At 43.5% G+C, this 23,913-nt stretch carries 22 protein-coding genes; 14 read left to right on the forward strand and 8 right to left on the reverse strand.

Annotation, left to right across the window (positions count from 1 at the left end; all coding sequences use genetic code 11):
• The first annotated feature begins 20 nt into the window (after positions 1-20).
• The 5 genes from fliN (at position 21) to E3D00_RS07150 (ending at position 5,266) form a co-directional block, all read left to right on the forward strand.
• Positions 21-296, forward strand: coding sequence for a flagellar motor switch protein FliN (gene fliN / locus E3D00_RS07130; protein ID WP_408909368.1), 276 nt, complete (start codon positions 21-23; stop codon positions 294-296).
• A 121-nt stretch (positions 297-417) separates the two neighbouring features.
• The gene (flhA, locus tag E3D00_RS07135) at positions 418-2,517 is read left to right on the forward strand and encodes a flagellar biosynthesis protein FlhA (protein ID WP_181442018.1); all 2,100 of its coding nucleotides are present in this window, start codon (positions 418-420) and stop codon (positions 2,515-2,517) included.
• A gap of 22 nt (positions 2,518-2,539) precedes the next feature.
• Positions 2,540-3,550 carry a flagellar biosynthesis protein FlhF gene (locus tag E3D00_RS07140; protein ID WP_141461237.1) on the forward strand — a complete coding sequence of 337 codons (1,011 nt, stop codon included), beginning with the start codon at positions 2,540-2,542 and terminating at the stop codon, positions 3,548-3,550.
• Between the two features lie 108 nt (positions 3,551-3,658).
• Positions 3,659-4,501: a carbon-nitrogen hydrolase family protein gene (locus tag E3D00_RS07145; protein WP_141461239.1), complete on the forward strand. Its 843-nt coding sequence runs from the start codon at positions 3,659-3,661 to the stop codon at positions 4,499-4,501.
• A 6-nt stretch (positions 4,502-4,507) separates the two neighbouring features.
• Positions 4,508-5,266 (forward strand): NAD kinase, encoded by a 759-nt coding sequence (locus tag E3D00_RS07150; protein ID WP_141461241.1) that lies wholly within the window; start codon positions 4,508-4,510, stop codon positions 5,264-5,266.
• Between the two features lie 39 nt (positions 5,267-5,305).
• Here the strand turns inward: E3D00_RS07150 and E3D00_RS07155 are convergent, their stop codons facing one another.
• The 3 genes from E3D00_RS07155 to E3D00_RS07165 form a co-directional block, all read right to left on the reverse strand.
• Complete coding sequence (locus E3D00_RS07155) at positions 5,306-5,797, reverse strand: low molecular weight protein-tyrosine-phosphatase (RefSeq protein WP_220093249.1); 492 nt, start codon at positions 5,795-5,797, stop codon at positions 5,306-5,308.
• On the reverse strand, positions 5,779-6,756 hold the full coding sequence (locus E3D00_RS07160) for an AEC family transporter (RefSeq protein WP_246091394.1): 978 nt from the start codon (positions 6,754-6,756) through the stop codon (positions 5,779-5,781). The genes E3D00_RS07155 and E3D00_RS07160 overlap by 19 nt, the downstream gene beginning before the upstream one ends.
• Positions 6,757-6,827: 71 nt before the next feature.
• On the reverse strand, positions 6,828-7,127 hold the full coding sequence (locus E3D00_RS07165; RefSeq protein WP_141461243.1) for a hypothetical protein: 300 nt from the start codon (positions 7,125-7,127) through the stop codon (positions 6,828-6,830).
• Between the two features lie 82 nt (positions 7,128-7,209).
• Here E3D00_RS07165 and E3D00_RS07170 point away from each other — a divergent pair, with 82 nt between their 5' ends.
• A complete protein-coding gene (locus tag E3D00_RS07170) occupies positions 7,210-8,862 on the forward strand; it encodes an NAD-dependent malic enzyme (protein WP_141461245.1) in 1,653 nt (550 codons plus the stop codon).
• A 53-nt stretch (positions 8,863-8,915) separates the two neighbouring features.
• On the opposite strand, the gene E3D00_RS07175 is transcribed toward E3D00_RS07170, so the two are convergent.
• From E3D00_RS07175 to E3D00_RS07185, 3 genes are all read right to left on the reverse strand, one after another.
• On the reverse strand, positions 8,916-10,364 hold the full coding sequence (locus tag E3D00_RS07175) for a catalase (protein WP_141461247.1): 1,449 nt from the start codon (positions 10,362-10,364) through the stop codon (positions 8,916-8,918).
• 207 nt (positions 10,365-10,571) lie between these two features.
• Entirely contained in the window at positions 10,572-11,465 is an 894-nt protein-coding gene (rpoH, locus tag E3D00_RS07180; protein ID WP_141461249.1) for an RNA polymerase sigma factor RpoH, read from the reverse strand.
• 235 nt (positions 11,466-11,700) lie between these two features.
• Positions 11,701-12,678 carry an RluA family pseudouridine synthase gene (locus E3D00_RS07185; protein ID WP_141461251.1) on the reverse strand — a complete coding sequence of 326 codons (978 nt, stop codon included), beginning with the start codon at positions 12,676-12,678 and terminating at the stop codon, positions 11,701-11,703.
• On the opposite strand from E3D00_RS07185, the gene E3D00_RS07190 reads away from it, so the two are divergent.
• On the forward strand, positions 12,677-13,048 hold the full coding sequence (locus E3D00_RS07190) for a DUF6476 family protein (RefSeq protein WP_141461253.1): 372 nt from the start codon (positions 12,677-12,679) through the stop codon (positions 13,046-13,048). The genes E3D00_RS07185 and E3D00_RS07190 overlap by 2 nt on opposite strands.
• A gap of 14 nt (positions 13,049-13,062) precedes the next feature.
• Here E3D00_RS07190 and E3D00_RS07195 read toward each other — a convergent pair whose 3' ends face one another.
• Positions 13,063-13,368, reverse strand: a complete 306-nt coding sequence (locus E3D00_RS07195; protein WP_141461254.1) for an ArsR/SmtB family transcription factor — start codon at positions 13,366-13,368, stop codon at positions 13,063-13,065.
• A gap of 101 nt (positions 13,369-13,469) precedes the next feature.
• On the opposite strand from E3D00_RS07195, the gene E3D00_RS07200 reads away from it, so the two are divergent.
• From E3D00_RS07200 to E3D00_RS07210, 3 genes are all read left to right on the forward strand, one after another.
• The gene (locus tag E3D00_RS07200; protein ID WP_141461256.1) at positions 13,470-14,546 is read left to right on the forward strand and encodes an alkene reductase; all 1,077 of its coding nucleotides are present in this window, start codon (positions 13,470-13,472) and stop codon (positions 14,544-14,546) included.
• Positions 14,547-14,938: 392 nt separating this feature from the next.
• Entirely contained in the window at positions 14,939-15,841 is a 903-nt protein-coding gene (locus E3D00_RS07205; RefSeq protein ID WP_141461258.1) for a hypothetical protein, read from the forward strand.
• Between the two features lies 1 nt (position 15,842).
• Entirely contained in the window at positions 15,843-16,265 is a 423-nt protein-coding gene (locus tag E3D00_RS07210; RefSeq protein WP_141461260.1) for a hypothetical protein, read from the forward strand.
• Between the two features lie 48 nt (positions 16,266-16,313).
• Here E3D00_RS07210 and E3D00_RS07215 read toward each other — a convergent pair whose 3' ends face one another.
• The gene (locus tag E3D00_RS07215) at positions 16,314-17,471 is read right to left on the reverse strand and encodes a PepSY-associated TM helix domain-containing protein (RefSeq protein WP_141461262.1); all 1,158 of its coding nucleotides are present in this window, start codon (positions 17,469-17,471) and stop codon (positions 16,314-16,316) included.
• 117 nt (positions 17,472-17,588) lie between these two features.
• Between E3D00_RS07215 and E3D00_RS07220 the strand changes: the two genes are divergently transcribed.
• From E3D00_RS07220 to E3D00_RS07235, 4 genes are all read left to right on the forward strand, one after another.
• Positions 17,589-19,811 carry a TonB-dependent receptor gene (locus tag E3D00_RS07220; RefSeq protein WP_141461264.1) on the forward strand — a complete coding sequence of 741 codons (2,223 nt, stop codon included), beginning with the start codon at positions 17,589-17,591 and terminating at the stop codon, positions 19,809-19,811.
• A gap of 505 nt (positions 19,812-20,316) precedes the next feature.
• The gene (locus E3D00_RS07225) at positions 20,317-21,525 is read left to right on the forward strand and encodes an ABC-three component system protein (RefSeq protein WP_141461266.1); all 1,209 of its coding nucleotides are present in this window, start codon (positions 20,317-20,319) and stop codon (positions 21,523-21,525) included.
• The gene (locus tag E3D00_RS07230) at positions 21,516-22,001 is read left to right on the forward strand and encodes a three component ABC system middle component (protein WP_141461268.1); all 486 of its coding nucleotides are present in this window, start codon (positions 21,516-21,518) and stop codon (positions 21,999-22,001) included. Before E3D00_RS07225 ends, E3D00_RS07230 begins: the two co-directional genes overlap by 10 nt.
• A complete protein-coding gene (locus E3D00_RS07235; protein ID WP_181441945.1) occupies positions 21,998-23,908 on the forward strand; it encodes a DUF3732 domain-containing protein in 1,911 nt (636 codons plus the stop codon). The genes E3D00_RS07230 and E3D00_RS07235 overlap by 4 nt, the downstream gene beginning before the upstream one ends.
• Positions 23,909-23,913: the final 5 nt, after the last annotated feature.

A 23,913-nucleotide genomic window follows, 5' to 3' on the forward strand; every position in this document is an offset into this window, starting at 1 on the left:
GTTCTGAAAAGAAAATCAATATGCCTCGTACGGCTCGAGATTTAGAGGCGATTTACGATATCCCTGTAACGGTAAGTGTTGTTTTAGGAAAAACAACAATGCCTGTTAATCAGCTTTTACGCTTAGGGCGTGGAGCAATTGTTGAACTGGATCGGAAGATAGGGGATCCGGTTGATATATTGGTGAATAATCGTCTCATTGCACGCGGTGAGATTGTTATGGTGGATGATAGCCGCTTAGGCGTTACCATGACGGAAATAATAAAAACAGAAAAAATAACTCATGACCGACACTAATTAACCAGTTGTTATATATTTGACGGGTATTTTGAAAAAGGAAAAAGAATATTTTGTAAATGGAATCTTGTAGGTGATAGAAAAGCAAATAAGCCTTCCGCTCAGGCGCACATCCGATGCAGTGAAAGGCTTTTTAGAGAAAAATACTCCTGCAAGACTAAAAAATTTACCGATTTCTGCCCCAGGGTCAGATGTTGGTTTGGCATTAGCGGTTGCCGCTTTGCTCTCTATTTTGGTTATTCCTTTACCAACATTTATTCTGGATGTTGGTCTTTCTCTATCTGTTACTTTATCTGTACTTGTTCTAATGGTTGCGCTGTTTTTATCTAAACCATTAGATTTTACCTCTTTCCCCACCTTACTATTATTAACGACTTTACTGCGTTTGTCTCTTGAAGTTGCGACAACACGTTTGATTTTAAGCCATGGGCATGAAGGAACGTATGCTGCGGGATATGTCGTTGCAGCGTTTGGTGGCTTCCTTATGGGAGGGGATGTCGTTATTGGAGCAATCCTTTTTTCTATTCTTTTAGTTGTAAACTTTATGGTTATAACTAAGGGATCGGGCAGGATTGCAGAAGTATCCGCTCGTTTTTCCTTGGACGCAATGCCAGGTAAACAGATGGCGATTGATGCGGAATTATCATCCGGGGCTATTAGCGATAAAATTGCGCGCCAAAAACGAAAAGATCTTCAAGAAGAGAGTGGCTTTTACGGTGCGATGGATGGTGCTGCCAAGTTCGTTCGGGGTGACGCTATTGCGAGTTTGATTATTACAGCCATTAATATTGTTGGTGGTTTAGCGATTGGTATTGGCCGGCATGGGATGTCAGTGACAGATGCTGCTGCGGCCTTTACAACATTAACGATCGGGGATGGCCTAGTTTCTCAAATTCCAGCTTTATTGGTTTCTACAGCAGCGGGTATTGTTGTTACAAAAGGGGGAACTGAAGGGGCCGCGGATGTTGCGCTCGTTCGTCAGTTGGGTGGCAATTATAAGCCCTTGGCGCTAGCCTCAGGCGTGGCGATGGTTTTGGCTATTATGCCTGGATTACCCGCTTTGCCGTTTATCGCTCTTTCAGGCGCAGCGGGCTTTGCTGCATGGTGGCGGTATCGGACGCCAGTGAAAAGCGATGATTTTGAAGATGATACAATTAGCCTTCCAGAAAATAATTCGGCAATGGAGCTCCCTATTTCAGAGAGTTTGCGCGTAGATTTATTGAGATTGGAGTTAGGGTTTAATCTTCTATCAATTGCGAGCGGCGAAGAAGCGCGTTTGACAGAGCAAATAAAGATTTTACGTCGAACGATCGCAAGCGAGATGGGATTTATCCTTCCTCCAGTAAGAATACAGGATAATTTAAATCTTTCGGCAGATAGTTATGCTTTGCGTATTCGTGAAATTGAAGTTGGAGAAGGTGAGGTTCAAATTAACCGCCTCTTAGCGATGAACCCTAAAGGAGGCCTCCCTAATCTGCCCGGAGTAGAAACAAAGGAGCCTGCTTTTGGTTTGCCTGCATTGTGGATTGATCAAACTTTTAGAGAGCGGGCTCTTTTAGAAGGGTACACAGTTGTCGACCCAGCAAGTGTTATCGTCACCCATCTAACAGAGATGGTGCGTGAAAATATGTCAGAGCTTTTATCTTATACAGAAACGCAAAAACTATTAGATGAAATGCCACGTGAACAACAAAAACTGATTGTGGATCTTATTCCTTCACAAGTATCGATTAGTATTATTCAGCGTATTTTGCAGAGTTTATTAGCTGAACGTATTTCTATACGTGATTTGTCAGGTATTTTAGAAGCAGTACAAGAAGGGTGTGGGCAAGGGTTAAAAAGCGTTTCGTCTTTGACGGCTCATGTAAGGACACGTTTAGCGCGTCAAATTAGTGCGGCAGTTACTACTCCCGAAGGATATATTCCAATTATTACTCTTAGCCCTGACTGGGAGGTGGAATGGTCAGATCACTTAAGCGGGGCTGTTGATGATGCCCATCTTGGGCTTTCGCCTTCCCGTATGAAGCAGTTAACTGTGCAGTTAAGACATGCTTTGAGCACAGCTTTGGAGCAAGGGGAGACACCTGTTATTCTCGTTGCAGCTGCTTTTCGTCGCCCTATGCGACTACTGATTGAACGTATTCGACCGCATACGATGGTCTTATCACAATCAGAGATTTCTAGTCGTGCCAAAGTAAAAACAATAGCAGTTATCCAATAAATTATAAGAAAAGAGATACATTGTGGATATTCAATTTGTATATGAAAAATCAATGTCAGCTGCTGTTCGAAAAGTCCGCGATTTTTGCGGTGAAAACGCACTTATTTTATCATCGAGATTGCTTGAAGGCGGTGGTGTAGAGCTAACCGTTGGAGTAGAAAATGCTTTAGATATTAAAAGTAATGATTTAGTTATAAGTGAAATGAAAGCTTCTAAAAAAGAGATCAGTAATGATCGTGATTTAGATGATTTATATCACGAATATATTTCTTCAGGAGAGAGCTCAGAAGAAATATTTGAAAATTATATAAAGGTTCAATCCTTGCATAAGATTGATTTCACACAGCCTGTAATGGTTTGTGGTATGCCAGGAAGTGGAAAAACGTTAACTGTTACCCGTTTAGCAACACGATGTGTGCAGGAAGGGTTGACGCCTATCGTGATTACAACAGACACAGAGCGCGCAGGTGCATTCGAACAATTAACGAAATGTATGAATCTCTTAAAGGTGACTTTACTGTTCGCGGAAGACCCTGAGAGATTAGCTTTTTTATGTCAACAAAATGGAGGAAAAAGGCCGGTTATTATTGATACGGCAGGCGTTGCTCCTTTTGATAAAACAGCTTTGGACTATTTAAAAAACTTGCAAGAAGTATCAAAAAGTAAACTTACTTTAGTACATCCCGCAGGAGAAATACCAAGTACAACATTAGAAATTGTAGCCGTATTTTGCCGAGTTGGTGCACAAAGAATGATTATCTCAAAAACAGACTGTTCCCGGTGTTCTGAAGGGGTCACTAAAGCTGCTTTTGCTGGGGTTCCCTTAGCGGGGGTAAGTGTGAGTAATCGGCTGATTGATGGATTAATAGAAGTGACGTCGAAAAATTTTCAGCAGATTGTCTTTAGATCGTCACAGAACAGGCCTCTCACAGATTTGAATAATATTGAGAAAGATATGTTGAAAAAGAATATCCAGATAAAAATGAATAATACGGTCTTATCACAGCATATTGCGGCTCAAAGAAGAGTGTGATGCTTTTTAAGCTTAAGAAGTAACAAAAAATTAAACATTACCTCCCTTTCTTTAAAAGAAATTCTTACTAATCTACTCTGCAAAATATATGATTTTGGAGTTGCTTTTATGCGTGTTGCTGTAATTCAGATGGAACCTTCGGCTGATCGAGACGCAAACATCGCACAAGCAGAAAAATTTATACATGAAGCAAGTGCCCAAGGCCCATTAGATTTGGTTGTTTTACCAGAAGTCTGGAATTGCTTGGGGGGAACAATTGAACAAAAACATAAAGCAGCTGAATTTTTTCCTCAAAACGGAGAAAAAGGAGGTGTGCTTTATGAAACACTCAAAAGCATTGCTCAAAAATATAAAGTATGGGTCCATGGTGGCTCTATAGGAGAAAAAACGGCAAAATCAGAAGGCGCTAAATTAGCTAATACGTCTTTGGTGTTCGATCCTGACGGTGTTGAACAAGCGCGGTATAGAAAAATACATTTGTTCGATGTCGTTACTCCGAATGGAGAGGGATATCGTGAGAGTGATAGTTATGTTCCAGGAGATGCAATCAAGACGGTTGATATCGCCAATATTCCAACCGGCCTAGCGATTTGTTACGATGTGAGGTTCTCTGAATTGTTTGCAGCATTGCGGGATGCTGGTGCTAAAATGATCATTCTGCCCGCAGCATTTACGAAGCAAACAGGGAAAGCGCATTGGGAAGTGATGATTAGAGCCCGGGCGATTGAAACGCAGTCATGGGTTATCGCGTGTGGAACGACGGGTAGCTATGTTGACGGTGATGGAAGCATAAGAGAAACATTTGGACATTCAATGATTGTTAATCCTTGGGGATGCGTTGTATTATCTCTAGGAAGTGAACCGGGCTGGGGAGTGGCCGAGTTGGATATTGATTTGGTTTCTCAGGTGAGAGAACGGATGCCGGTGCAAGAAAATAGACGGTTGGTCTGAGAGATTATGAAGATTGCTTTCATCGCAGCATGTACGCAAGCCGCTCAAGAAGCTTATCAGGTTTTTATAAACCGATATGGAAAGGTTCCTTTAGAAGAAGCGGACGTTGTCGTTAGCTTGGGCGGTGATGGCTTTATGCTGGAAACCTTGCACCGTGTGCTTGGTTTGGATTTAGCTGTTTATGGAATGAATTATGGTACGATTGGCTTCTTGATGAATACAGCCAATGAAGATCATCTTTCAGAACGTCTTCTTAGAGCACAGCCTTCTTTATTACATCCTCTTCAAATGACGGCGACAACCACGACAGGAGAGGTGCATGAATCTTTAGCTTTTAATGATGTGTTCTTATTTCGACAAACACGTCAAACCTCTCGGATACAGATTAAAATTGATGGACGCATTCGGCTGGAAGAGTTGATTTGCGATGGTATTATTGTTGCGACCCCGGCAGGTTCAACCGCGTATAACTTATCGGCTCATGGGCCAATCGTTCCATTAAGTGCAAATATATTACCCTTAACGCCGATCTCTGCTTTTCGTCCTCGGCGATGGAGAGGTGCGTTATTGCCATCGTCTGCGGTAGTACAGTTTACGATGATGGATACAGAGAAACGGCCGACTGCTGCGGTAGCTGATTTCCATGAAATTAGGGATGTGTTTGAAGTCGTTGTAAAAGAAGATCGTACACAATATGCGACGGTACTCTTTGACCCAGACCATGGGTTGTCAGAGCGAATTATAGCCGAGCAGTTTATGGAATAAGAGCAATAGAGGTTTATTTAAAAACCTCTATTGGGGGTATTATTTTCGAGAGGGAACGGGGCCAAGGGTTTTATTCGCTAAGTTTTTGCAGGCTTCAGAAACTTGCTCCCATGTGACATCAAACCCACTATCTGGCCCATAATAGGGATCTTCTACCTCTTTGCCTTCCCAGTTTGGGATGTGGTCGAGCATTAAGGAAACCTTGGCTTTGCTGCCGGATGGTTGCATTTCTTGGAGGTGAACGAGATGAGTGTTATCCATCGCAAGGATATAATCAAAGCGATCAAAATCTTCGCGTTTCACCAGCCTTGCTCTTAAATGGGATGCATCAATTCCGTGTTTTGCAGCTACTTTACGTGCACGAGGGTCAGGCGGGTAGCCGAGGTGCCAACGGCCAATTGCTGCTGAATCAATATCTAATTCGAGTTGACGTTCTTCTGCCTCTTTACGCATTGCGAGTTCCGCAAGGGGAGAGCGGCAGATATTACCAGTACAGACAAAAAGAAAACTACTCATGTTTGGGTCAGCCATATAAAGAATGCCATTGTGAAGATGGAGCTTGTTGTTCCAAAAAACAAGACAGATGCGATTTCACGTTCTAAAACACGGTATCGTAACGCAAGAATAACATTAATAGATGCGCTTGGAATAGCCATTGTTAAGACACTTTCCTGAAGTGCTAAATGCGTAATGCCCCATGACCGCGCGATAAGATATATAGTAAACGGGATAAGCAAATTACGCAAAAAGACGATAATGCCGACCAAAGCGCTAAAACGAATTTGTCTGGCAAACAGGACGACGCCGGAGGCAAAGAGAGCGGCTCCACCTGTTGTATGACCTAAGAGCATAAATGAGTTTTTTAGCGGTTGTGGTAAAGAGAATCCTAAACAGACGAGAATAAGTGCTGACAAAGGAGCCCAAACAACAGGTTCCCGGCAGGCATGTTCTAAATGCCCAATAAGTTCTTTCAACTTGCTGCTTGGAAGAACCGCTTTTGGGGATGATCGGGTATGACTATGGTTCATTAAAATCATAGTGATGGGAAGCTGGATCAGGTTCATTGCTAAAGCTGCAATAGAAATAGGAACAGCACTGGAGGCACCAAACAGTTGCCCTAAAACAGGAATCCCAATGAAAGGAACCGCTGGGCCAGTAATCGTCATGGAAATGACGGCAGCTTCAGCGAGCGGCTTTTTAAAGAAAGAGCGTAGAAGAATAAAAGAGATGAGATACCCCCCCAGCATTGCAAAGAGAATGAGGGCTGCAATAGGGCCGGCAGAGAGTACTAAAGTTTTGGGAATAGTGAGAATAGAAACAAATAATTCTAATGGTAAAGCGTATAACATGACCAAGCGTGTTAAAACTGTAGCTTGCTCTGTATCGAATGTGCGGCGGTAAGCAGCAAAATATCCTATGCCCAAAGTTACCAAAATCGGCAGGATAGCCTGAGAAATTGTAATGAGCAGAGAGGGTGGGGCTGCCATCATAAATCCAGTATAGTCAAAAAATTATTTTGTAACGATACCGGTATTAATTTGAGGCGTCTACCCTCTATCCGTTATGGAAGTTCAAGAGGAATAACTTTGAGTTTTATCGAGATAAATTTCCACTTAAAAGCCAGAATGTTGTCAGGCTTTTGAGATGCTTTTTTAGAGCAAAGGAAATGTAAAAGCAAAAGCCCAAGATCAGTATAAAATAAGGTTGTAGCAATGCGCGTAACAAAAGGGATATGCGTAAACATGAGAAAAAAGGCAGCAAGGCTGATCAGCATATAGATCGTATTTTTTTGATAATTTAGTGAAAAATACAGCATAGTTGGATCCAATAGTAACGATAAAGGCGCGCGAGTTTCTGTCATTTTATGAGGATATCATTTTATCGCCTTTTAGGAGGAGATGCTATAAAATAACACAGATTATTTTGAGTGGAGTATTAAAGAGATGGCTGAAAAAATGTCTGTTTCGCTATCAGGAAATGATTTGTTGAGTAATGCTTTTTTGAATAAAGGTCAGGCATTTACCAAGTCAGAACGTCGTATGTTTGGGTTAAGTGGCGCGCTGCCTCAAGCCGAGCATTCTTTAGAAGATCAGGTAAAAGCGGCTCAGCTTTTCCTAAAAGATTTACCCACGCCTTTGGCACGTTATATTCGTCTGCGTGAAATTCAAGATAGTAATGAAACGCTTTTTTACGCGTTATTAGATGCGGATATCGAGGCGATGTTACCGTTGGTCTATACACCTACGGTTGGGGAGGCATGTCAAAAATTCTCAGAGCTTTGGCAAAAACCACGTGGGATATTTTTGAGCTATCCTGAGCGCGAGCAAATGAGGGATATTTTGGCTAACCCTGCATTTGATGATGTCCGTGTGATCGTCGTAAGTGATGGAGAGCGTATTCTTGGTTTAGGGGATCAGGGGGCTGGCGGTATGGGAATACCGATTGGGAAGCTCTCTCTTTATACCGCTTGTGCAGGGATTGCACCTAACCAAACGCTTCCAATTCTTTTGGATACAGGAACGAATAATCAGGAAAGGTTAGATAACCCCAACTATATCGGGTGGCGTCATGAGCGTATTCGGGGTGCAGAGTATGATGCTTTTATCGATCAGTTTGTGACGGAAGTAAAACGACGTTGGCCTCATATTTTATTACAATGGGAGGATTTTGCTAATCCCAATGCCGCGCCTATTTTGGAACGGTATCGTGACAAAATCTGTTCATTTAATGATGATATTCAAGGGACAGCCTCTGTTGCGGTCGGTGCCATTCTTGCTGCTAATCAGGCAAACGGCCGTAAATTACACGAACAGACGATTGTTATGCTCGGCGGAGGTTCCGCCGGGGTTGGTATCGCTCGATTATTAGTGCGTGTCATGTGTGATGAAGGGGTGAGTGAGGAGCAAGCCCGTCGCCAGTTTTATATGCTGGATAAGGATGGCTTATTAACCACCCAAAGGGACAATTTGGATGTTGGGCAAAAATTGTTCGCCCGGTCAGATTGGGAAAACTCTCAGAATGATTTAGCTACGGTTGTATCAACGGTAAAACCTTCTATCTTGATTGGTGTCTCTGGGGTTTCTGGATTGTTTAAAGAAGATATCATTCGGGAGATGGCTGAGCATTGTGAACGGCCGATCATTTTTCCTTTATCCAATCCGACTTCCCATGCGGAAGCTACGCCTGAGGATATTCTGAAATGGACAAAAGGCCGTGCTCTTGTCAGCACTGGGAGCCCATTTCCTGCGATAGAGTATAATGGCAAGAAGCGACGCGTCGATCAGACCAATAATTCGTATATTTTTCCAGGGATGGGGCTAGGCATTTTAGCGTGCGAAGCAACGAGCGTTACCGAAAATATGTTTATGGCAGCGGCACAGCAATTAGCTAATCTTTCTCCATTAAAGAAAGATCCAGAAGGCAATCTTCTGCCACCGGTTCATGAATTGAAAAACGTTGCGATATCCATCGCTGAAGCAACAGCAAAACAAGCGCAGGAAGATGGTGTTTGCAAAAAAATTGATGACAATACATTAAAGGACAGGATGGCCGATCTCATTTGGCAGCCTGTTTATAGGGAATATATCAAGAAATAAATTGCATAAGAGAAACCTTACCCCACTTCAAAGTGGGGTAAGGAAAAGTAAAATTACTTTTTCTGAGAAAGAACGGCTTCTTTAATACGTTGGCCGATTTTCTCATCAATGTTGGACCAGTATTCAAAGACGCGTGAAAGAACTGGTTCTTCTACTCCGCCTAAAATATGACCAGCAACATTGTTTACAAGACGTTCACGAGCCGCCTCATCCATCACTTGGGTCACAAGTGTGCGGGCTTGGCTGAAATCATCATCGTCTTTACGAAGTGTGTAAGCAGACCGTACAAACTCACCATCAGCTGCCCAAACAGCATTCTCTGGGAAGCGTTGAGGGTCAGCCGCTGGGCCACCTTTGGTATTCGGAGCATAAACAGGGTCGCTTGCGTTTTGTATCCGCATTGCCCCGCCTTTTGTATAGCTGTGAACAGGACATTTTGGAGCATTAACTGGGATCTGTTTGTAGTTAACACCTAAGCGTGCTCTGTGCGCATCTGCATAGGCAAATGAACGGCCGAGAAGCATTTTGTCAGGTGACAAACCTGTTCCAGGGACAAAGTTGTTGGGCTCAAAAGCAACCTGTTCAATTTCAGCAAAGAAGTCTTGTGGGTTACGGTCAAGAACAAGCTTACCAACTTCGATCAGTGGGTATTCCTTTTGAGACCATACTTTGGTGAGATCAAAAGGATTAATGCGATAATGCTTTGCCTCTTCGTAAGGCATGATTTGCATCTTTAGCGTCCAGCTTGGATGCTCACCGCGTTTGATGGCCTCGAACAGATCACGGCGGTGATAGTCTGCATCTGACCCAGCCAGTTCGCCTGCTTGTTCTTGCGTGAGGCACTTAATGCCTTGATCTGTCTTGAAGTGGTACTTCACCCAGAAGCGTTCGCCTTGGGCATTAACCCACATATAGGTATGGCTAGAGAAGCCGTCCATGTGGCGCCATGTTGCAGGGATCCCACGGTCTCCCATAAGCCATGCAACTTGATGAGCGGACTCAGGGTTTAGCGTCCAGAAATCCCACTGCATATCATTATCGCGCAAGCCGTTATCAGCGCGGCGTTTTTGCGAATGAATGAAGTGCTGGAACTTCATGGGGTCACGGACGAAGAATACCGGCGTGTTGTTCCCCACCATATCGAAGTTACCTTCTTCGGTGTAGAACTTGACGGCAAAGCCGCGTGGATCACGCCATGTATCTGGGCTTCCAGCTTCACCTGCTACGGTAGAGAAGCGGATAACAACGTCTGTTTTGGCGCCTTTTTGTAAGAACTTAGCGCTTGTATATTTGCTGACGTCGTGTGTGACTTCAAAATGACCAAACGCACCGCTGCCTTTTGCATGAGGTTGACGATCAGGAATCATCTCACGGTTAAAAGCCGCCATTTGTTCAATCAGATGATGATCATGAAGAAGGATTGGACCATCATTACCGACGGTTAGAGAGAATTCATCACTTGAAACGGGAGCGCCACCTGTGGTGGTAGATGGTTTAGGCATATCTTTAAGTCCTAAAATTGAATATTATGTACAAAGACTATAAAGCGCGAGATGGCTTTAGTTTCAGAAATATACGGGAAAGAATTTGTTAAATAAAATTTATTAAATTTATATAAAATATAATTTTTTCTTATCAATCGATCGTATAAAAAAAGGTCACAAGACATACGTCTTGCGACCTATCTATTGATAAGCATGATACTTAGACTATGAATGAAGACCATTTTCACGACGACGGCGTTCTACTTCAGCCGCCATTGCTTTTTGTAACTTCTCCATAGCACGTGCTTCAATTTGACGAATACGTTCCCGAGAAACATTATACTGGTGAGAGAGTTCTTCCAGAGTAAGCGGTTCTTCCTGTAAACGGCGTGCGGACAAGATATTCCGTTCACGCTCATTCAAGGTCATAAGCGCTTGATCGAGAAGGGCTTTACGGCCGGTAAACTCTTCAGACTCAGCATAAGTCTGTTCTTGGTTATCGTTATCGTCAACGAGCCAGTCCTGCCATTCACCTTCACCATCCAATTTGAGAGGTGAGTTCAGGCTATGATCTTGGGCGGATAGCCTTTGATTCATGGAAACAACTTCTTGCTCGGAAACACCTAAAGTTGTTGCAATGGAATTGACTTGCTCTGGCTTTAAATCACCATCATCAATTGCTTGCATTTGCCCTTTTAGGCGCCGCAGATTGAAGAAAAGCTTCTTCTGAGCGGCCGTTGTTCCCATTTTAACCAAAGACCAACTATGAAGAATATACTCTTGCATAGCCGCTCTGATCCACCACATGGCATAGGTTGCTAGGCGGAAACCACGGTCTGGGTCAAAACGACGGACAGCCTGCATCATACCAATGTTTCCCTCACTGATGAGTTCATTCATTGGGAGGCCATAACCACGATACCCCATGGCAATTTTTGCTACCAAGCGTAGGTGAGATGTAACCAGACGGTGGGCTGCTTTGGTATCTTGCTCTGTGTGCCAGCGACGAGAAAGATCAAGCTCTTCTTGAGCGCTGAGCATTGGAAATCTACGAATTTCCTGAAGGTAGCGCGTTAAGTTACTTTCAGGCCCTACTGAGATGGCGGCTGGGGATGCCATATGCTTCGACTCCTTTCGCCCGGGGTAGCTTAGATCTTTTGAAGCAAAGTTCAGTTCAGATCAGCGAAGGAACAATTTCCTTAAACCCTGGTGACGCATTGAGAAGGACAATTCTTAACGTCCCCACCAACTATCCCCTTAATGGGCAATCTTTGATGGTACGATCCTACCCGATGCTGCGTCACGTCATCGAGTAATTGACTTATGACAAGTATAACCGAATTTGTCAAGGGTTTTAAAAAGTTGTGCCGATCAAGAGTTTTTTCAAGTCTTGAAAGTCTGATGGAGGGTCTTTTTCAAAGGAAAGCACCTCTTTTGTGCGAGGGTGTGTAAAGCCAAGACGTCTAGCGTGAAGGGCTTGGCGAGGGAAATCAAGGGCTGCTTCGCGTGCTTCTTTTGTAAGACCTCGTGCAGCAGCGGGAATTCTGCGTAAATAAACGGGGTCCCCAACAAGAGGGTAACCTGCTTGTGACAAATGGACTCGAATCTGATGGGTTCGCCCTGTAGCGAGTCGACACTCAATTAAGGATACACTAGTTTGGAATGTTTCAAGTAATTTAAAGCGTGTTAAGGCTGGTTTTCCTCCTGTCTTAACAACAGTCATGCGTTTTCGGTCTTTTTTGTCACGGCCGATTGCGCCTTCAAATTCACCCGATGGGGGTAAAATTCCCCAAGCGAGAGCATTATAGGCGCGGTCAATGTCCCGAGCGGCAAAGGCATCCGATAAAGCATTATGGGCAAGTGCGGTTTTGGCAACGACCATCAGCCCCGAGGTGTCTTTATCTAAACGGTGGACGATTCCTGGCCGTTTCTCACCACCTATTCCTTCAAAGCCGTCACCACAATGGCCTAATAAGGCATTCACCAAGGTTCCGCTTTCATTCCCAGGGGCGGGGTGAGTAACGAGACCTGCGGGCTTGTCGAGAACAATTAAATCTTTGTCTTCATACAAGATGTCGAGAGGAATGTTCTCAGCGATAGGACGAGCGGGAAGGGGGGGAGGAAAAGAAAGAACTAATGTCATACCCTCTCGGAGCGTTTCCGAAGGCTCTTTTAGAGTTTTATCATTCCCTGTCAGATGACCTTCTTCAATTAAGGTCTTGACCCGTGAGCGGGAAATCGTGCCGATGGCATCCGCTAAGGCACGATCAACGCGAGTTCCTGCGTTGGATGAATCACCAATGAGGCGGAATGGAGTTTCAGGATCAGACATGAATCAACGTTTAGTAGAAGAACAAGGTGTGAGTGAGCCTACAACATCAAAGGCGTTAATGGCGGCTGTAATCATTATGGGCGTTCTTATTATCATGGGGGTCGTTGGGATTATCGGGGTGATCGTTCATCGTGTGATGCATCCGAAGCACGCTTCTCAACAAATCGCAACAGAACATGGAAGTTTTTCGCGTCTTGCTCTTCCTTTGGCAAGAGGCGAACACATTCTGAGTGTGACATCACGAAATGACGGGCTGATGGCAGTCACGTTGGTGCAATCAGGAAGCGAGCGTATTTTACTCTGGAGCCCTGAAGAGGGGAGAATAGTCTCTGAACTCGATTTTGGAACGGAATCCTCTATTGCCCCTTGATGGAGGAAATGCTCTCAAGAGGGGGTGTTAGACAAAATGGTTTGTAGAAGGCCCGGAAAACGTTTTTCTAGGTCTTCTAGACGCAGAGTGTTGCGGTGTTGGACGCCTTGAATTTGTGTGCGAAGGATTCCACTTTCACGAAGAACTTGGAAGTGATGGGACATGGTCGATTTTGGACGTGAGCCAATGAGCGCCGTACAATTAGCTTCTCCATTGACGTAAAGATGCTGGACAATTTCAAGCCGGATAGGGTCTGCGAGTGCACGTAAGATTGTGATAAGATCAATCGAGTTGAGATCAGGCAAATCTGTATATGACATATTTTTCATCCTTTTACTCTTGAAGATAGAACCAAACGTTCATATTGTTCCAATTACATCGAACTATATGGTGAGATAATTTATTATAAAGGAGTTTCTCCATGGCTGATCTTTTTTCGTCAATTAAGATTGGTGATATTATCACAAAAAATCGTATTTTTATGGCTCCATTAACACGAGCTCGTGTTGAACGCGATGCTGTGCCTGTGCCGATGATGGCTGAGTATTACGCTCAACGCGCACAAGCCGGTTTGATTATTAGTGAAGCAACGGGAATTTCCAGAGAAGGGCTTGGCTGGCCTTATGCGCCGGGCATCTGGACGGACGAACAGGTTGAAGCGTGGAAGTCTGTTACTCAAGCTGTGCATGATAAAGGTGGAAAAATTGTCTGCCAGCTATGGCATATGGGGCGCGCTGTTCATTCGTCCGTAACGGGATTACAGCCTGTTTCGGCTTCTGAAACGACAGCACCGGATGAAGTACATACATATGATGGTAAAAAGCCTTACGAAAAAGCACGCGCTTTAACTAAAAGCGATATTACAAGAATTTTGAATGATTATGAGCAAGCCGCTCGTAATGCGATGCGCGCAGGGTTTGATGGAGTGCAAATTCATGCGGCTAATGGATATTTGATTGACCAATTCTTAAGAGATGGAACAAATCATCGTTCGGATGAATATGGTGGTTCGCTCGAAAATCGAGTGCGTTTGCTTGTTGAGGTGACACAACGTGTTATTGCAACGGTTGGTGCAGAGAAGACAGGTGTTCGCCTCTCTCCGAATGGTGATTCACAAGGCGTGATTGATAGCGCTCCAGAAAAGATTTTTGTGCTTGCAGCGCAAGAACTCGAGCGGCTTGGTGTGGCATGGCTTGAACTCCGTGAAAATAGTACGACTGGCACGTTTTTAGCGCCGACCGATCAGCCTAAACTGTCTCCTGAAATTCGTAAGGTTTTTCATCGCTCTCTTGTTCTTAATCAGGATTATTCTTTTGAAGAAGCGCAAGCTGCGATTAGAGATGGCCATGCGGATGCAATTGCGTTTGGACGGAAGTTTATTTCAAATCCAGATCTTCCAGATCGCTTTGCAAAGAATATCCCTTTGCAAGAGAGTAACGTGAGTACATGGTACAGCCGTGGTGAAGAGGGGTATATAGATTACCCGTTTGCTAAATAAAATTGTATTTGTAGAGCTGCCATAAACGATGGCAGCTTTCAAATTTTAAAGGCATCATTAGTCATTTGATCGTGGAGACTTATAGATCTCTGACGCGAAAGGTTCCTAAGATCTCACGTACACATGCGAAAAAAGAGCGTTTTGAGTAGTGTGTTAGACACAATAACGGCACTTTAATACGTAGGAGCCGTAGATTGACGGGAGGTAAAAGCAAATTTCATTCAGTATGGGAAGAGAAAATAAGGTATTGCTTTATCAAAGTAGATTTGGAATATAGGGGATAATAATGAAAATAAGGAAGTGTTAAGTTGTTCGTGTAAACTTCACAAAAATGTGTGTTTATTACTTTGAATAAAATAATATCTCAAAAAGGGTAGGTTTTAAAAAGCTATATGAGTACAGTGCCACACGAAGATAGTGAAATCTTTATTATGACGCTTCAGCAACTCAATGGATTGCTGGCTGAGGATCAGAAAGCAATGTGCCCAACAAACTTGGCGTCTTTACGATCTCAAATAGCTTCTACGCAAAAGTCAGCATTACCTACGGGAGTAGCTCCTAACCCGATGAGGGATCGTATAAATTCGGTAAGTCCTTGGTCAGCTGTGGATTCAATTAATGAAACTTTAAAAGATAACACTTATGTTGATATATTCGGTTGGCATGATGCTTTCGAGAATGGAAGAAGTGCTATTAAACAAATTACTATATTAGGGATAAAAGGGGATGCTTATCTGAAAGTAACGAGTGCAGGTAAAAAGCTTGTTGTTTTTAAGGGGCGTCCAGGATTAAGGGCAAAACTCTCAGGCACAACTTATTTAAGAGATAATCCTATCATAAAGGAATTGGGTCTTGTGATAGGTGAATCCGAACGCCTAGCAGAAGGGGCAACATCTAGAAGGATGGGGATTTTTGGTATGGTGACGATGGATCTCATGCATGAATGTTTACAAGATAAATTTGACATGACGAGTTTAGGCGTTACTCTTTTAAGTGATATTACCCAAGGACTTTTAGCAACATATCTTGGAGAAACAATTGGATTAATGTTGGTAGGAGCTTCTGGACCGATTGTAATGTCATTTTGTGTAATAGGAGCTGCTAGTTTTGGTGTGGCATGGGCATTTTCTGTAGCGGATAGAAAATTTGGGTTAACAGATAAGGCCATTGATCTGGCGAAAAATATTGAAAAATCTCGCCCTGTAGAGAGTTTCGTTGAATATGTGGAGCATCTTGGCTTGACATGCAAGAATCTCATCGTGCATCCAGGTGCATATTTTTCGTATAAGTATTAAAATGAAAAACATTGTTATTTTTAAAGAGCCTAGAGAAAAATATCTTTTAGTTGTTCCTGTTGGAATATTACTTTTTATAATATGTATATTTTTTGAATATGTGTTCGTAATTAAAGAGTTATGGAAATTTAATGGAGTGAATCAACTTATAAAAATAGACGATGATTTATTTAAAGGGTTAGTAGCAGGGTGGGTATTGATTGGAGTTATATTTTCTCGATTCGTTGCTATGATCAGGAATAATAAAAAATCTCAACGAATTGAGGCTGTTATTTTATTTTCAAGTTTATTGTCTATTCCGGTAGCAATTCTTTTTTCTCATCCATTGCTTCTTTTATGGGGTCACTTTCATCATTATTCTCTCGATCATTACGAAGCAGCTCATAGAGGGGGGTGGTACTTTTTCAAACTTGATGGGGATTAATTATCATGGTTGTAATAAGCATATCTAAAATTGAATAAATTCTTTACATTACCCTTGATGATCTAATCGGCTTATATACAAACGCCTGCATCTTTTTCGATACCATATCCATATACCTGTTATGGAAAGTATAATTGTTATTATACCAGTAAACGCATCTAACGCCTTTCCAAAAGAGCCAATAATTTGGCCCGTATGTAATGGATAAAGACTTCGTATTAATTCTGTCCCGCTTCCATCCAGTTCTGGAGAATCAATCCATATGATCTCTCCTGTATAACGGTTCATAAAACACGTTCTACGTCCCGTTCCAACAAAGTTAGATGTTCCTCCTGAGGCAAAAGACACACCATAGACACCGGCTTCCGAGAAGTCTTGAAATGCAACAGGAGCGAACTGCGGATTATAGGATCTTGCCCACTTTCGAGCTATTTTTAGAGCGGCTTCATAGTCAATTGCTTGTTTGTTTTGAGAAAATATTTTCTGAGAAAAAGGTCCCCCTAAACGTGGAGGGGAAAGCATCTCTACTTCTGGCGCAAAAAACTCAGTGAAGAAATTCATAGCGACAGATGTCGATGATAAAATAAGCATCGCTATAAAAGTCCACAAACCCAAAAGACGATGAAGCTCGATCATCGGGCGTTGTTGTAAACTTCTGCGTTTAATCAGCCATAATTTAAACCATTTAGACCAATATTTAGGTGGGAATGTAATTATCATTCCCGCAAGCGTAAGAACGAGCCATACAAAAGCTGCGCCTCCCATAAGCCATCGCCCTATACGCCCGCCCCCTAAAGTATAGTGTACGATATGAATGCCTTGCATGAGATTGTGACGTTGGAAGCCGCCTTGAGTAGAACGTATCCCATGTATTTCTTCATTATATGGATCCCAAAAAACCTCTCTTTCTCCTTGGCTTGTCTGCACAATAGACCGCACATTTCTATTAGGGGCTGTATTAAGAGAAAATGATTTTATGATCCATGCGGGATGTCGTTGATGAATTTTCGTTATTTGCTTTGTAATAGGTGGTTTATTAAAATTTGAGGGATGATTACTAGAAATAAAAAGGTCTGGGTTAATGAGTTCATCTATATTTGATCTATAGGCTAAAATAGTACCTGTTAAACCTGCAAAGATTAAAAACGGCGCAACGATTAACCCTAGATAACGATGAATTATATAAAAAAAATGCCGAGCTGACATAAAGAAACAATCACCCTGAGCAGCAAAATTTTGATGAAAATCAATTTTTATTGATAATAATTATCATTTGCAGTAATGGCAAGAATAACCTTATCGCATTAGTCATAATGAGAATTTATGCCATATAACCTCTCTTTCGCACGTATCGCGCCTTGTGCATTTAGTGTTGCTTGCTTAGCCTTTTCTTTTAAAGATGCTTACGCTCAAAATGCCCCCCTAAAGCATCCCTACAAAAAACAAATTATCACCCATAAAGGCAAAGAAATACCTCAGTCATTACAGGCGATAACTTCTGAAAACATTCTTGTGCGTGCCCGCCGACGCGAACAAATGGAAGTCAAAAGTGGTGGTCAACTGGGTACGTTAGGGAATGTTAAAGGATTAGACGCCCCTTTTAATATAAGGTCATATACATCATCCATTATTCTTAATCAGCAATCTCAGACTTTGGGAGATGTTTTAGAGAATGACCCATCAATTCGTACCACATTTGGATATGGTAATTTTTCCCAACAATTCTTAATGCGAGGTTTTCCAGTTTATGGTGATGATGTTTCCATCAATGGTCTTTATGGAATTGCACCAAGGCAGCTTTTATCACCTCAAATTTTGGACCAAGTTCAAGTCTTAAACGGAGCAAGTGCCTTCGTGAATGGAGCTGCTCCAGGAGGGACAGCGATTGGTGGTAATATCAATCTCCTTTTAAAGCATGCGACTAAAGATCCGATTACACGTCTTACCGGAGATTATACGAGCACTGGACAAGGTGGAGGCGCTATTGATTTAGGGCGCCGGTTTGGAACCGACCATGCTTTTGGTGCACGGTTAAACGTTGCTGGTTTATCAGGAAAAACACCAATTGATCATGAACATCGTGATTCAACGGCTCTTGGTGCAGATTTTGACTGGCATAATGACCGTACCCGTATCTCCTTAGATATAGACTATCAAAAAGAAGGTGTTCGTTGGGGGCGTGCGGGTGTCTTTTTAAACAGTGCCTTAACCAGCCTGCCTAAGGTTCCTTCTGCAAAAAGTAATTATGGGCAGCCATGGACCTTTACAGATTTACAGTATCTTTTTGGCATGCTGAATGTTGAGCATGATTTAAATCGCCATATTACATTGTATGGTGCTTTTGGTGGAATTGGCAGTAATGAGAAAGGAAATTATTCCAATCTCACTGTAAATAATGGAGAAACAGGAGCGGGAACTTACGGAAACCTTTACGTTCCATATGTCAACACGAACGAAAGTACACGCGCAGGTGTTCGCATTCGGTTTAATACGTTTGGTGTTCATCATACCATAAATACAAGTGGATCGGGGTTATGGGCCACGACTGCCACAGCCTACGCATTCGGGAGTGGCCCCATTGCCGGGAACCTATACTCGCCAGTTTATACGTCAACGACCCCCAGTCAAAATATTGTCGGTGGAAACTTATCTAACCCTCAAAGAACTGCTTTTACACGTTTGTGGAGCATCGCTTTTGCAGACACAATTTCAGCCTTTAATAATAGAGTATTGTTGACGGGAGGTTTCCGATACCAAAATATTGTATCAAACAACTATTCTTACGCCACGACACTTCGCTTGTCTCATATCAACCAAGATGCCGTCACCCCTGTGCTTGGCGTTGTAATTCACCCGACACGTAAAACTTCAATTTATTTCAATCGTGTCGAGGGGTTGTCACAAGGACCAACGGCTTCAGGAAGTGTTGTTAATATAGGGCAGGTTTTTCCACCTTATCGTTCATTACAGTATGAACTCGGGACGAAATATGAGACAGGTCGTTTTTCAGCCTCGATCGCAATCTATCAGGTTAACCAAAATTATTCTTATGTTGCACCGTATGGTAATGGGCAACAAATTTTTACAGTCAACGGCCTTCAGCGTAATCGCGGTTTAGAAGCTAACATCAATGGTACTGTTGTTAAAGGACTGAGGTTTAATGGCGGAGCGACAATCAATGATGCTAAAATCAGACATTCTGCTCAAAATATATTAGATCATAAAACAGCGATTGGTGTTCCTGATTATATGATTAATGGAAACATTGAGTATGACTTTCCTTATTTACGTGGGATGACCCTAACTGCGCGTGTAATTAACACTGGAAAGCAATGGGTGAATACAATGAATACTCTAAAAATCCCCAACTGGACAACATTTGGCATTGGAGCGCGCTATACATTCATAACGTATCACAAACCATTAACATTACGGTTTGGCATTGATAATATCGGAAACCATCGCTACTGGTCTTCTGCTCTTGGGGGATATCTTGCTCAAGGAATGCCCCGTACATACAAAGCATCTTTTACTATGGATTTCTGAATACTCAGTTTTTGTATATAGAATCTGTAGAGGTTGTTTGAATACATGGTTCCCTTGGCTGACATTTCCACAAAAGGGAACCATCATGTTAACTTAATCGTCTTAGGTGATGAATATGAAGGCGCAACAGATACATCGAATAGATTATTTATGGATGCCAGAATGGGTGAAAAAATTATTACAAAAAAAAGAATATATGGATTTATAAGGACCCGTTCAGGGATGTTATGTTAACCTCAGCGTATTCAAGCTTTAACGCAGAGAAAACAGCAAATTGTCTCGCTGCCTGAATTAACGTTCAAAACGCTTATGCTGGCATCAAATGATATTTCCATCCTTCCGGATATGCACTGATTTTTCGTAATACTCTAATTTTCAGTCGTGATTACTGGAATTTTTGAAAATATACAATCTCATCCATTTATGCGATGAATTGAGATATTATTGAGGACACTTGATTATTCGAAAAGAGTGATGAACGACAGGATAAGGAGAGGGGGTGAACGTGACAAATGATCACAGTGCCGATGACGCAGCTTTGGGTTTTCTTTACCAGGCTCAATATGCACTGCTCAGGCTATGGAACGAAGCTGTTGACGATGCTGTTATTTATCTTGAAACTCTCGACGATGTAACGCTTGAGTCCAAAGGTGAAACTATTCTTGAGCAGCTCAAGCATTCTCTTTCAGCGAAGCCTGCCAACCTTACTTTGACGAGTGTTAATCTGTGGAAAACACTCAAAGCTTGGATCGACGTCCTTCCGGAGCTGGATCTATCCAAAACTATGTTATATCTTGTTACTGTCGCAGATATTTCTCCAAAATCCAACTTGATCTGTCTGCTTGATGAAGCTGTAGATCGCTCAGAACTTCTCATAGATCTACGAGAAGAAGCGCAGCGGGTGCTCCACGAGAGGCAGAAAGCAGAAAAAGAAGGAAAAAGAAATCTTCCTCATGAAGCAAGGGTCAAAGCTTGCCAGGCTTTTCTCGAATTAACCCACGAAAAACAAGCTAAAATTTTGTCAAAAATACGCTTAAAGCCAAATCAGATAAATATTCGTTTTATTGAAGACGAACTTGCAAAGAGGCTTATGAGTGTCCTCTCAAAAGACCGGCAGCGTATCGCACAACGTCTGGTTGAATGGTGGAACAGACAGATTATCCATGCTCACTGTGGCAAACGTACAAAGGCGATTAATCGCTTTGAGCTAATCTCTCAGTATATGCAGAGTATAGCCGATGTTGAACAAGACAGTCTTGTTGACCATTTTGCCACAGAGCTCCCGCCAGAAACGTATCAATCTCATCCTATGATCGTACGCCAAATCGAGTTGATTGATGCGCAGCAATGGCAAGAAAGGATCGTAATAAACGAATGGCGGGCTCGAGAATCGCGTTCACGATGGTCAACGCAAAATCCGACTTGGCGCGAAAAAATTGTGCAGTACGACGCCCGTTTGATTGAGGAATGGGGTTACAAATATGCTGATATGACGGCGGCTTGTAATGGTCTCTCGGAAGACAGCAAGAGGAAGGAAGGGCGCGGCTTATTGGATTGGAGTTTTTATAGTGCCCCAAATATAATTGAGCATCTCGCCCCAAGCGTTACTTCGCCCAGCTATGTTAGGGGAACTTTTCACACTTTATCTATTAACGGTGACGTGGGTTGGCACCCCGATTATAAGAGATTACTGGATTTCAAGAAATGTTCGTAGCTTATGACCTCTTTGCTGAAACGAATCCGGCCTTTGGCGCCTACGGATTGCTCGCCTTCTGCCGCAAACACATTGCAGCGTCAGGAAGAAAACCCAATTTCTCGCTTTCTTATATTGCCTTGCCGATCGCGTTGTCAGACGATCTGAACACTTCCTTCGAGGAGACGACGTCTCGTACTGGACTATTGTCGTGGCTCTATCGCTATCCGGACGTTCGCGTAGATCTAGGAGTACGGCTTGATGCTTCAAGAGACATTGTTTCGGAAGCGATGCGATTTGGTCTGAGCACAAGAGCTCTAGTGTTTGATCCTAACGGTAACCTTGGTCCCGGCGCACGAAGACTTGTCCAAGTGCCCGCCAAGGATCTACCTCTGAACGCGAAACGCGCGTTGAATCGTGCCTCGCGTCTCGGAACATGGATGGGCAATGCGGGGTCGGCAGGGACAATTTTTTCAGCATTCGGAGTGACACTGTGAAACGTTGGAATATTCGTCAAATCGCATTCTATAGTGTCAACGGTAGGCGCAGGACGCTCGATTTCGACATCGGAAAGGTCAACATCATTACGGGCGCGGCCGGAACAGGAAAATCTGCGATCATCGACGCGATCGATTACTGCCTTGGCTCAAGCAAGTGCAACCTCCCATCCTTTGTACGCAATCACGCCACTGCCGTGGCGGTTCAGTGGGTGAGAGGGGAAACAGACCTTATTGTCGGACGACAGATCCCCAAGTCAGGTAGCGGCACAAGTCAAATGTATGTCAGGACAGGACGAAATTTGACTCTTCCTGAGACAGCAGAGGATCTTGAGGGCCATACCAACCGAGAGGTAGCGCGGGCGTTCATCGAAAATGCTTTTGGCATTCAGGATCTGGATAATGAAGCTTCTATCGTGAAGGGAGAGAAAGGGCGCGCTACTGTCCGCGATATTCCGCCTTACCTGTTTCTGTCAGGGGATGTGATCATTAGCAGAGGAACCCTGCTCCATGATCTCGATCGCCCAGAGAAAGCGCGAGATATCAAGGCTTCTCTCCCCTATTTTCTCGGCGTCATCAATCAAGACAGTGTTCTGGCAGCGCGACGCCTTCGCCAACTTGAAGCGGCCTTGACGAGAACCGAGCGAGAGGCTGCTGCGAAGGAAAGAAGTCAGACTGTCCTCACAGAGCGGTCGATGGCACTGTTGACGCAGGCGTTTGGCGTTGGCCTTATTCCCGAGCTTCCTATCTCTGGCACGCCTGACAGTTTCCTGCTTGAATATCTCGAAAACGTGGCTAAGGGTGGGATATCCTCGATCGATACAAGAGGTTTCGAAGCTCGTGCAATTTTGGAAGAAGAGCGACGCGAAGTTGTTGCTGAACTTCAGGAACTAAGAACTAAGCAGCGACTGCTTAAGCAGACTATTCGGGAAGCCTCTGGTTACGAATCTACTGTCTCAGGGCAATATCACAAACTGAGGCTGGTCGAGCATTTCAAATTAGGTGATGGACGATGCCCAGTGTGCGACACGCAGAATGATGCTGGCCTGAAAATGGCGGCTCAGATCCAGGAATCGCTAAATATCATCAAGAACGAAGTCCTTGTTGCCGATACGATCCGCCCGAACCTGGATGATTTTTCAAGTCGGATCGAGGCGCAAATCAAATCCAAAGATGGCCGGTTTAAGGAAATTGAATCTCAGCTAAGCGGACTGGTTCGGGTCGATGAAGAGTCGGTGAAAACCGAATCCATTCTTCAGGAACGGGCACGGGTCGTCGGACGCATTGAGCAGTTTCTTGAGACAACTGCGAAAGATTTTCAGAGCAAAAAAGTGGATACCACGTTACTAACGCAGGAAATCGAGAGTCTTAGAGATTTCATTGATCCGCAGTCGCGTCGTGATCGGCTACACGATGCCGAAACCATAGTTAGTTCCTATGCGACTGATATGCTTGGCGAGCTTCCTACGGAAGAACCTGCGACCGGTTCGCGGATTGTTTTCACGTCATCAACCCCGAGAATTTCTCTGATAGAGCCAAGGCGTCGTGCTGCCTTAACCATGGCTGAGATCGGTTCTGACCAGAACTATCTCGCCATCCATCTTGCCCTTGCTTTCTCGTTGCAGAAATTCTTCAAGGAGATCACAGCACCCGTTCCTGGGGTCCTAGTTATTGATCAGATCAGCCGTCCCTACTATCCAAAGCAGGGAAAGGGAGACGAGAAGAAACTGCATGAAATGAACAAGGACGATGACCAAGTCGCCATGAAAAGATCGTTCGATTCCTGTTCGAGGAGACCGCCCGACAGGCCGGTTTGCAGGTTATTCTCATCGAGCATGCGTATATTGAAGAAGATCCAGAATATGTCGCGGCCATCAAGGGGCGGTGGACAAAAGCGTCTGGCATAAAGCTC

This window comes from Swingsia samuiensis (assembly GCF_006542355.1).
GTDB lineage: Bacteria > Pseudomonadota > Alphaproteobacteria > Acetobacterales > Acetobacteraceae > Gluconobacter > Gluconobacter samuiensis.

What these genes read in the sequence shown, in the direction of transcription:
- fliN (WP_408909368.1), top strand. Translation starts at nt 21, where the DNA reads ATGCCTCGTACGGCTCGAGATTTAGAGGCGATTTACGATATCCCTGTA.
- E3D00_RS07145 (WP_141461239.1), top strand. Translation starts at nt 3,659, where the DNA reads ATGCGTGTTGCTGTAATTCAGATGGAACCTTCGGCTGATCGAGACGCA.
- E3D00_RS07150 (WP_141461241.1), top strand. Translation starts at nt 4,508, where the DNA reads ATGAAGATTGCTTTCATCGCAGCATGTACGCAAGCCGCTCAAGAAGCT.
- E3D00_RS07155 (WP_220093249.1), bottom strand. Translation starts at nt 5,797, where the DNA reads ATGGCTGACCCAAACATGAGTAGTTTTCTTTTTGTCTGTACTGGTAAT.
- E3D00_RS07160 (WP_246091394.1), bottom strand. Translation starts at nt 6,756, where the DNA reads ATGATGGCAGCCCCACCCTCTCTGCTCATTACAATTTCTCAGGCTATC.
- E3D00_RS07165 (WP_141461243.1), bottom strand. Translation starts at nt 7,127, where the DNA reads ATGACAGAAACTCGCGCGCCTTTATCGTTACTATTGGATCCAACTATG.
- E3D00_RS07170 (WP_141461245.1), top strand. Translation starts at nt 7,210, where the DNA reads ATGGCTGAAAAAATGTCTGTTTCGCTATCAGGAAATGATTTGTTGAGT.
- E3D00_RS07175 (WP_141461247.1), bottom strand. Translation starts at nt 10,364, where the DNA reads ATGCCTAAACCATCTACCACCACAGGTGGCGCTCCCGTTTCAAGTGAT.
- rpoH (WP_141461249.1), bottom strand. Translation starts at nt 11,465, where the DNA reads ATGGCATCCCCAGCCGCCATCTCAGTAGGGCCTGAAAGTAACTTAACG.
- E3D00_RS07190 (WP_141461253.1), top strand. Translation starts at nt 12,677, where the DNA reads ATGAATCAACGTTTAGTAGAAGAACAAGGTGTGAGTGAGCCTACAACA.
- E3D00_RS07185 (WP_141461251.1), bottom strand. Translation starts at nt 12,678, where the DNA reads ATGTCTGATCCTGAAACTCCATTCCGCCTCATTGGTGATTCATCCAAC.
- E3D00_RS07195 (WP_141461254.1), bottom strand. Translation starts at nt 13,368, where the DNA reads ATGTCATATACAGATTTGCCTGATCTCAACTCGATTGATCTTATCACA.
- E3D00_RS07200 (WP_141461256.1), top strand. Translation starts at nt 13,470, where the DNA reads ATGGCTGATCTTTTTTCGTCAATTAAGATTGGTGATATTATCACAAAA.
- E3D00_RS07205 (WP_141461258.1), top strand. Translation starts at nt 14,939, where the DNA reads ATGAGTACAGTGCCACACGAAGATAGTGAAATCTTTATTATGACGCTT.
- E3D00_RS07210 (WP_141461260.1), top strand. Translation starts at nt 15,843, where the DNA reads ATGAAAAACATTGTTATTTTTAAAGAGCCTAGAGAAAAATATCTTTTA.
- E3D00_RS07215 (WP_141461262.1), bottom strand. Translation starts at nt 17,471, where the DNA reads ATGTCAGCTCGGCATTTTTTTTATATAATTCATCGTTATCTAGGGTTA.
- E3D00_RS07220 (WP_141461264.1), top strand. Translation starts at nt 17,589, where the DNA reads ATGCCATATAACCTCTCTTTCGCACGTATCGCGCCTTGTGCATTTAGT.
- E3D00_RS07230 (WP_141461268.1), top strand. Translation starts at nt 21,516, where the DNA reads ATGTTCGTAGCTTATGACCTCTTTGCTGAAACGAATCCGGCCTTTGGC.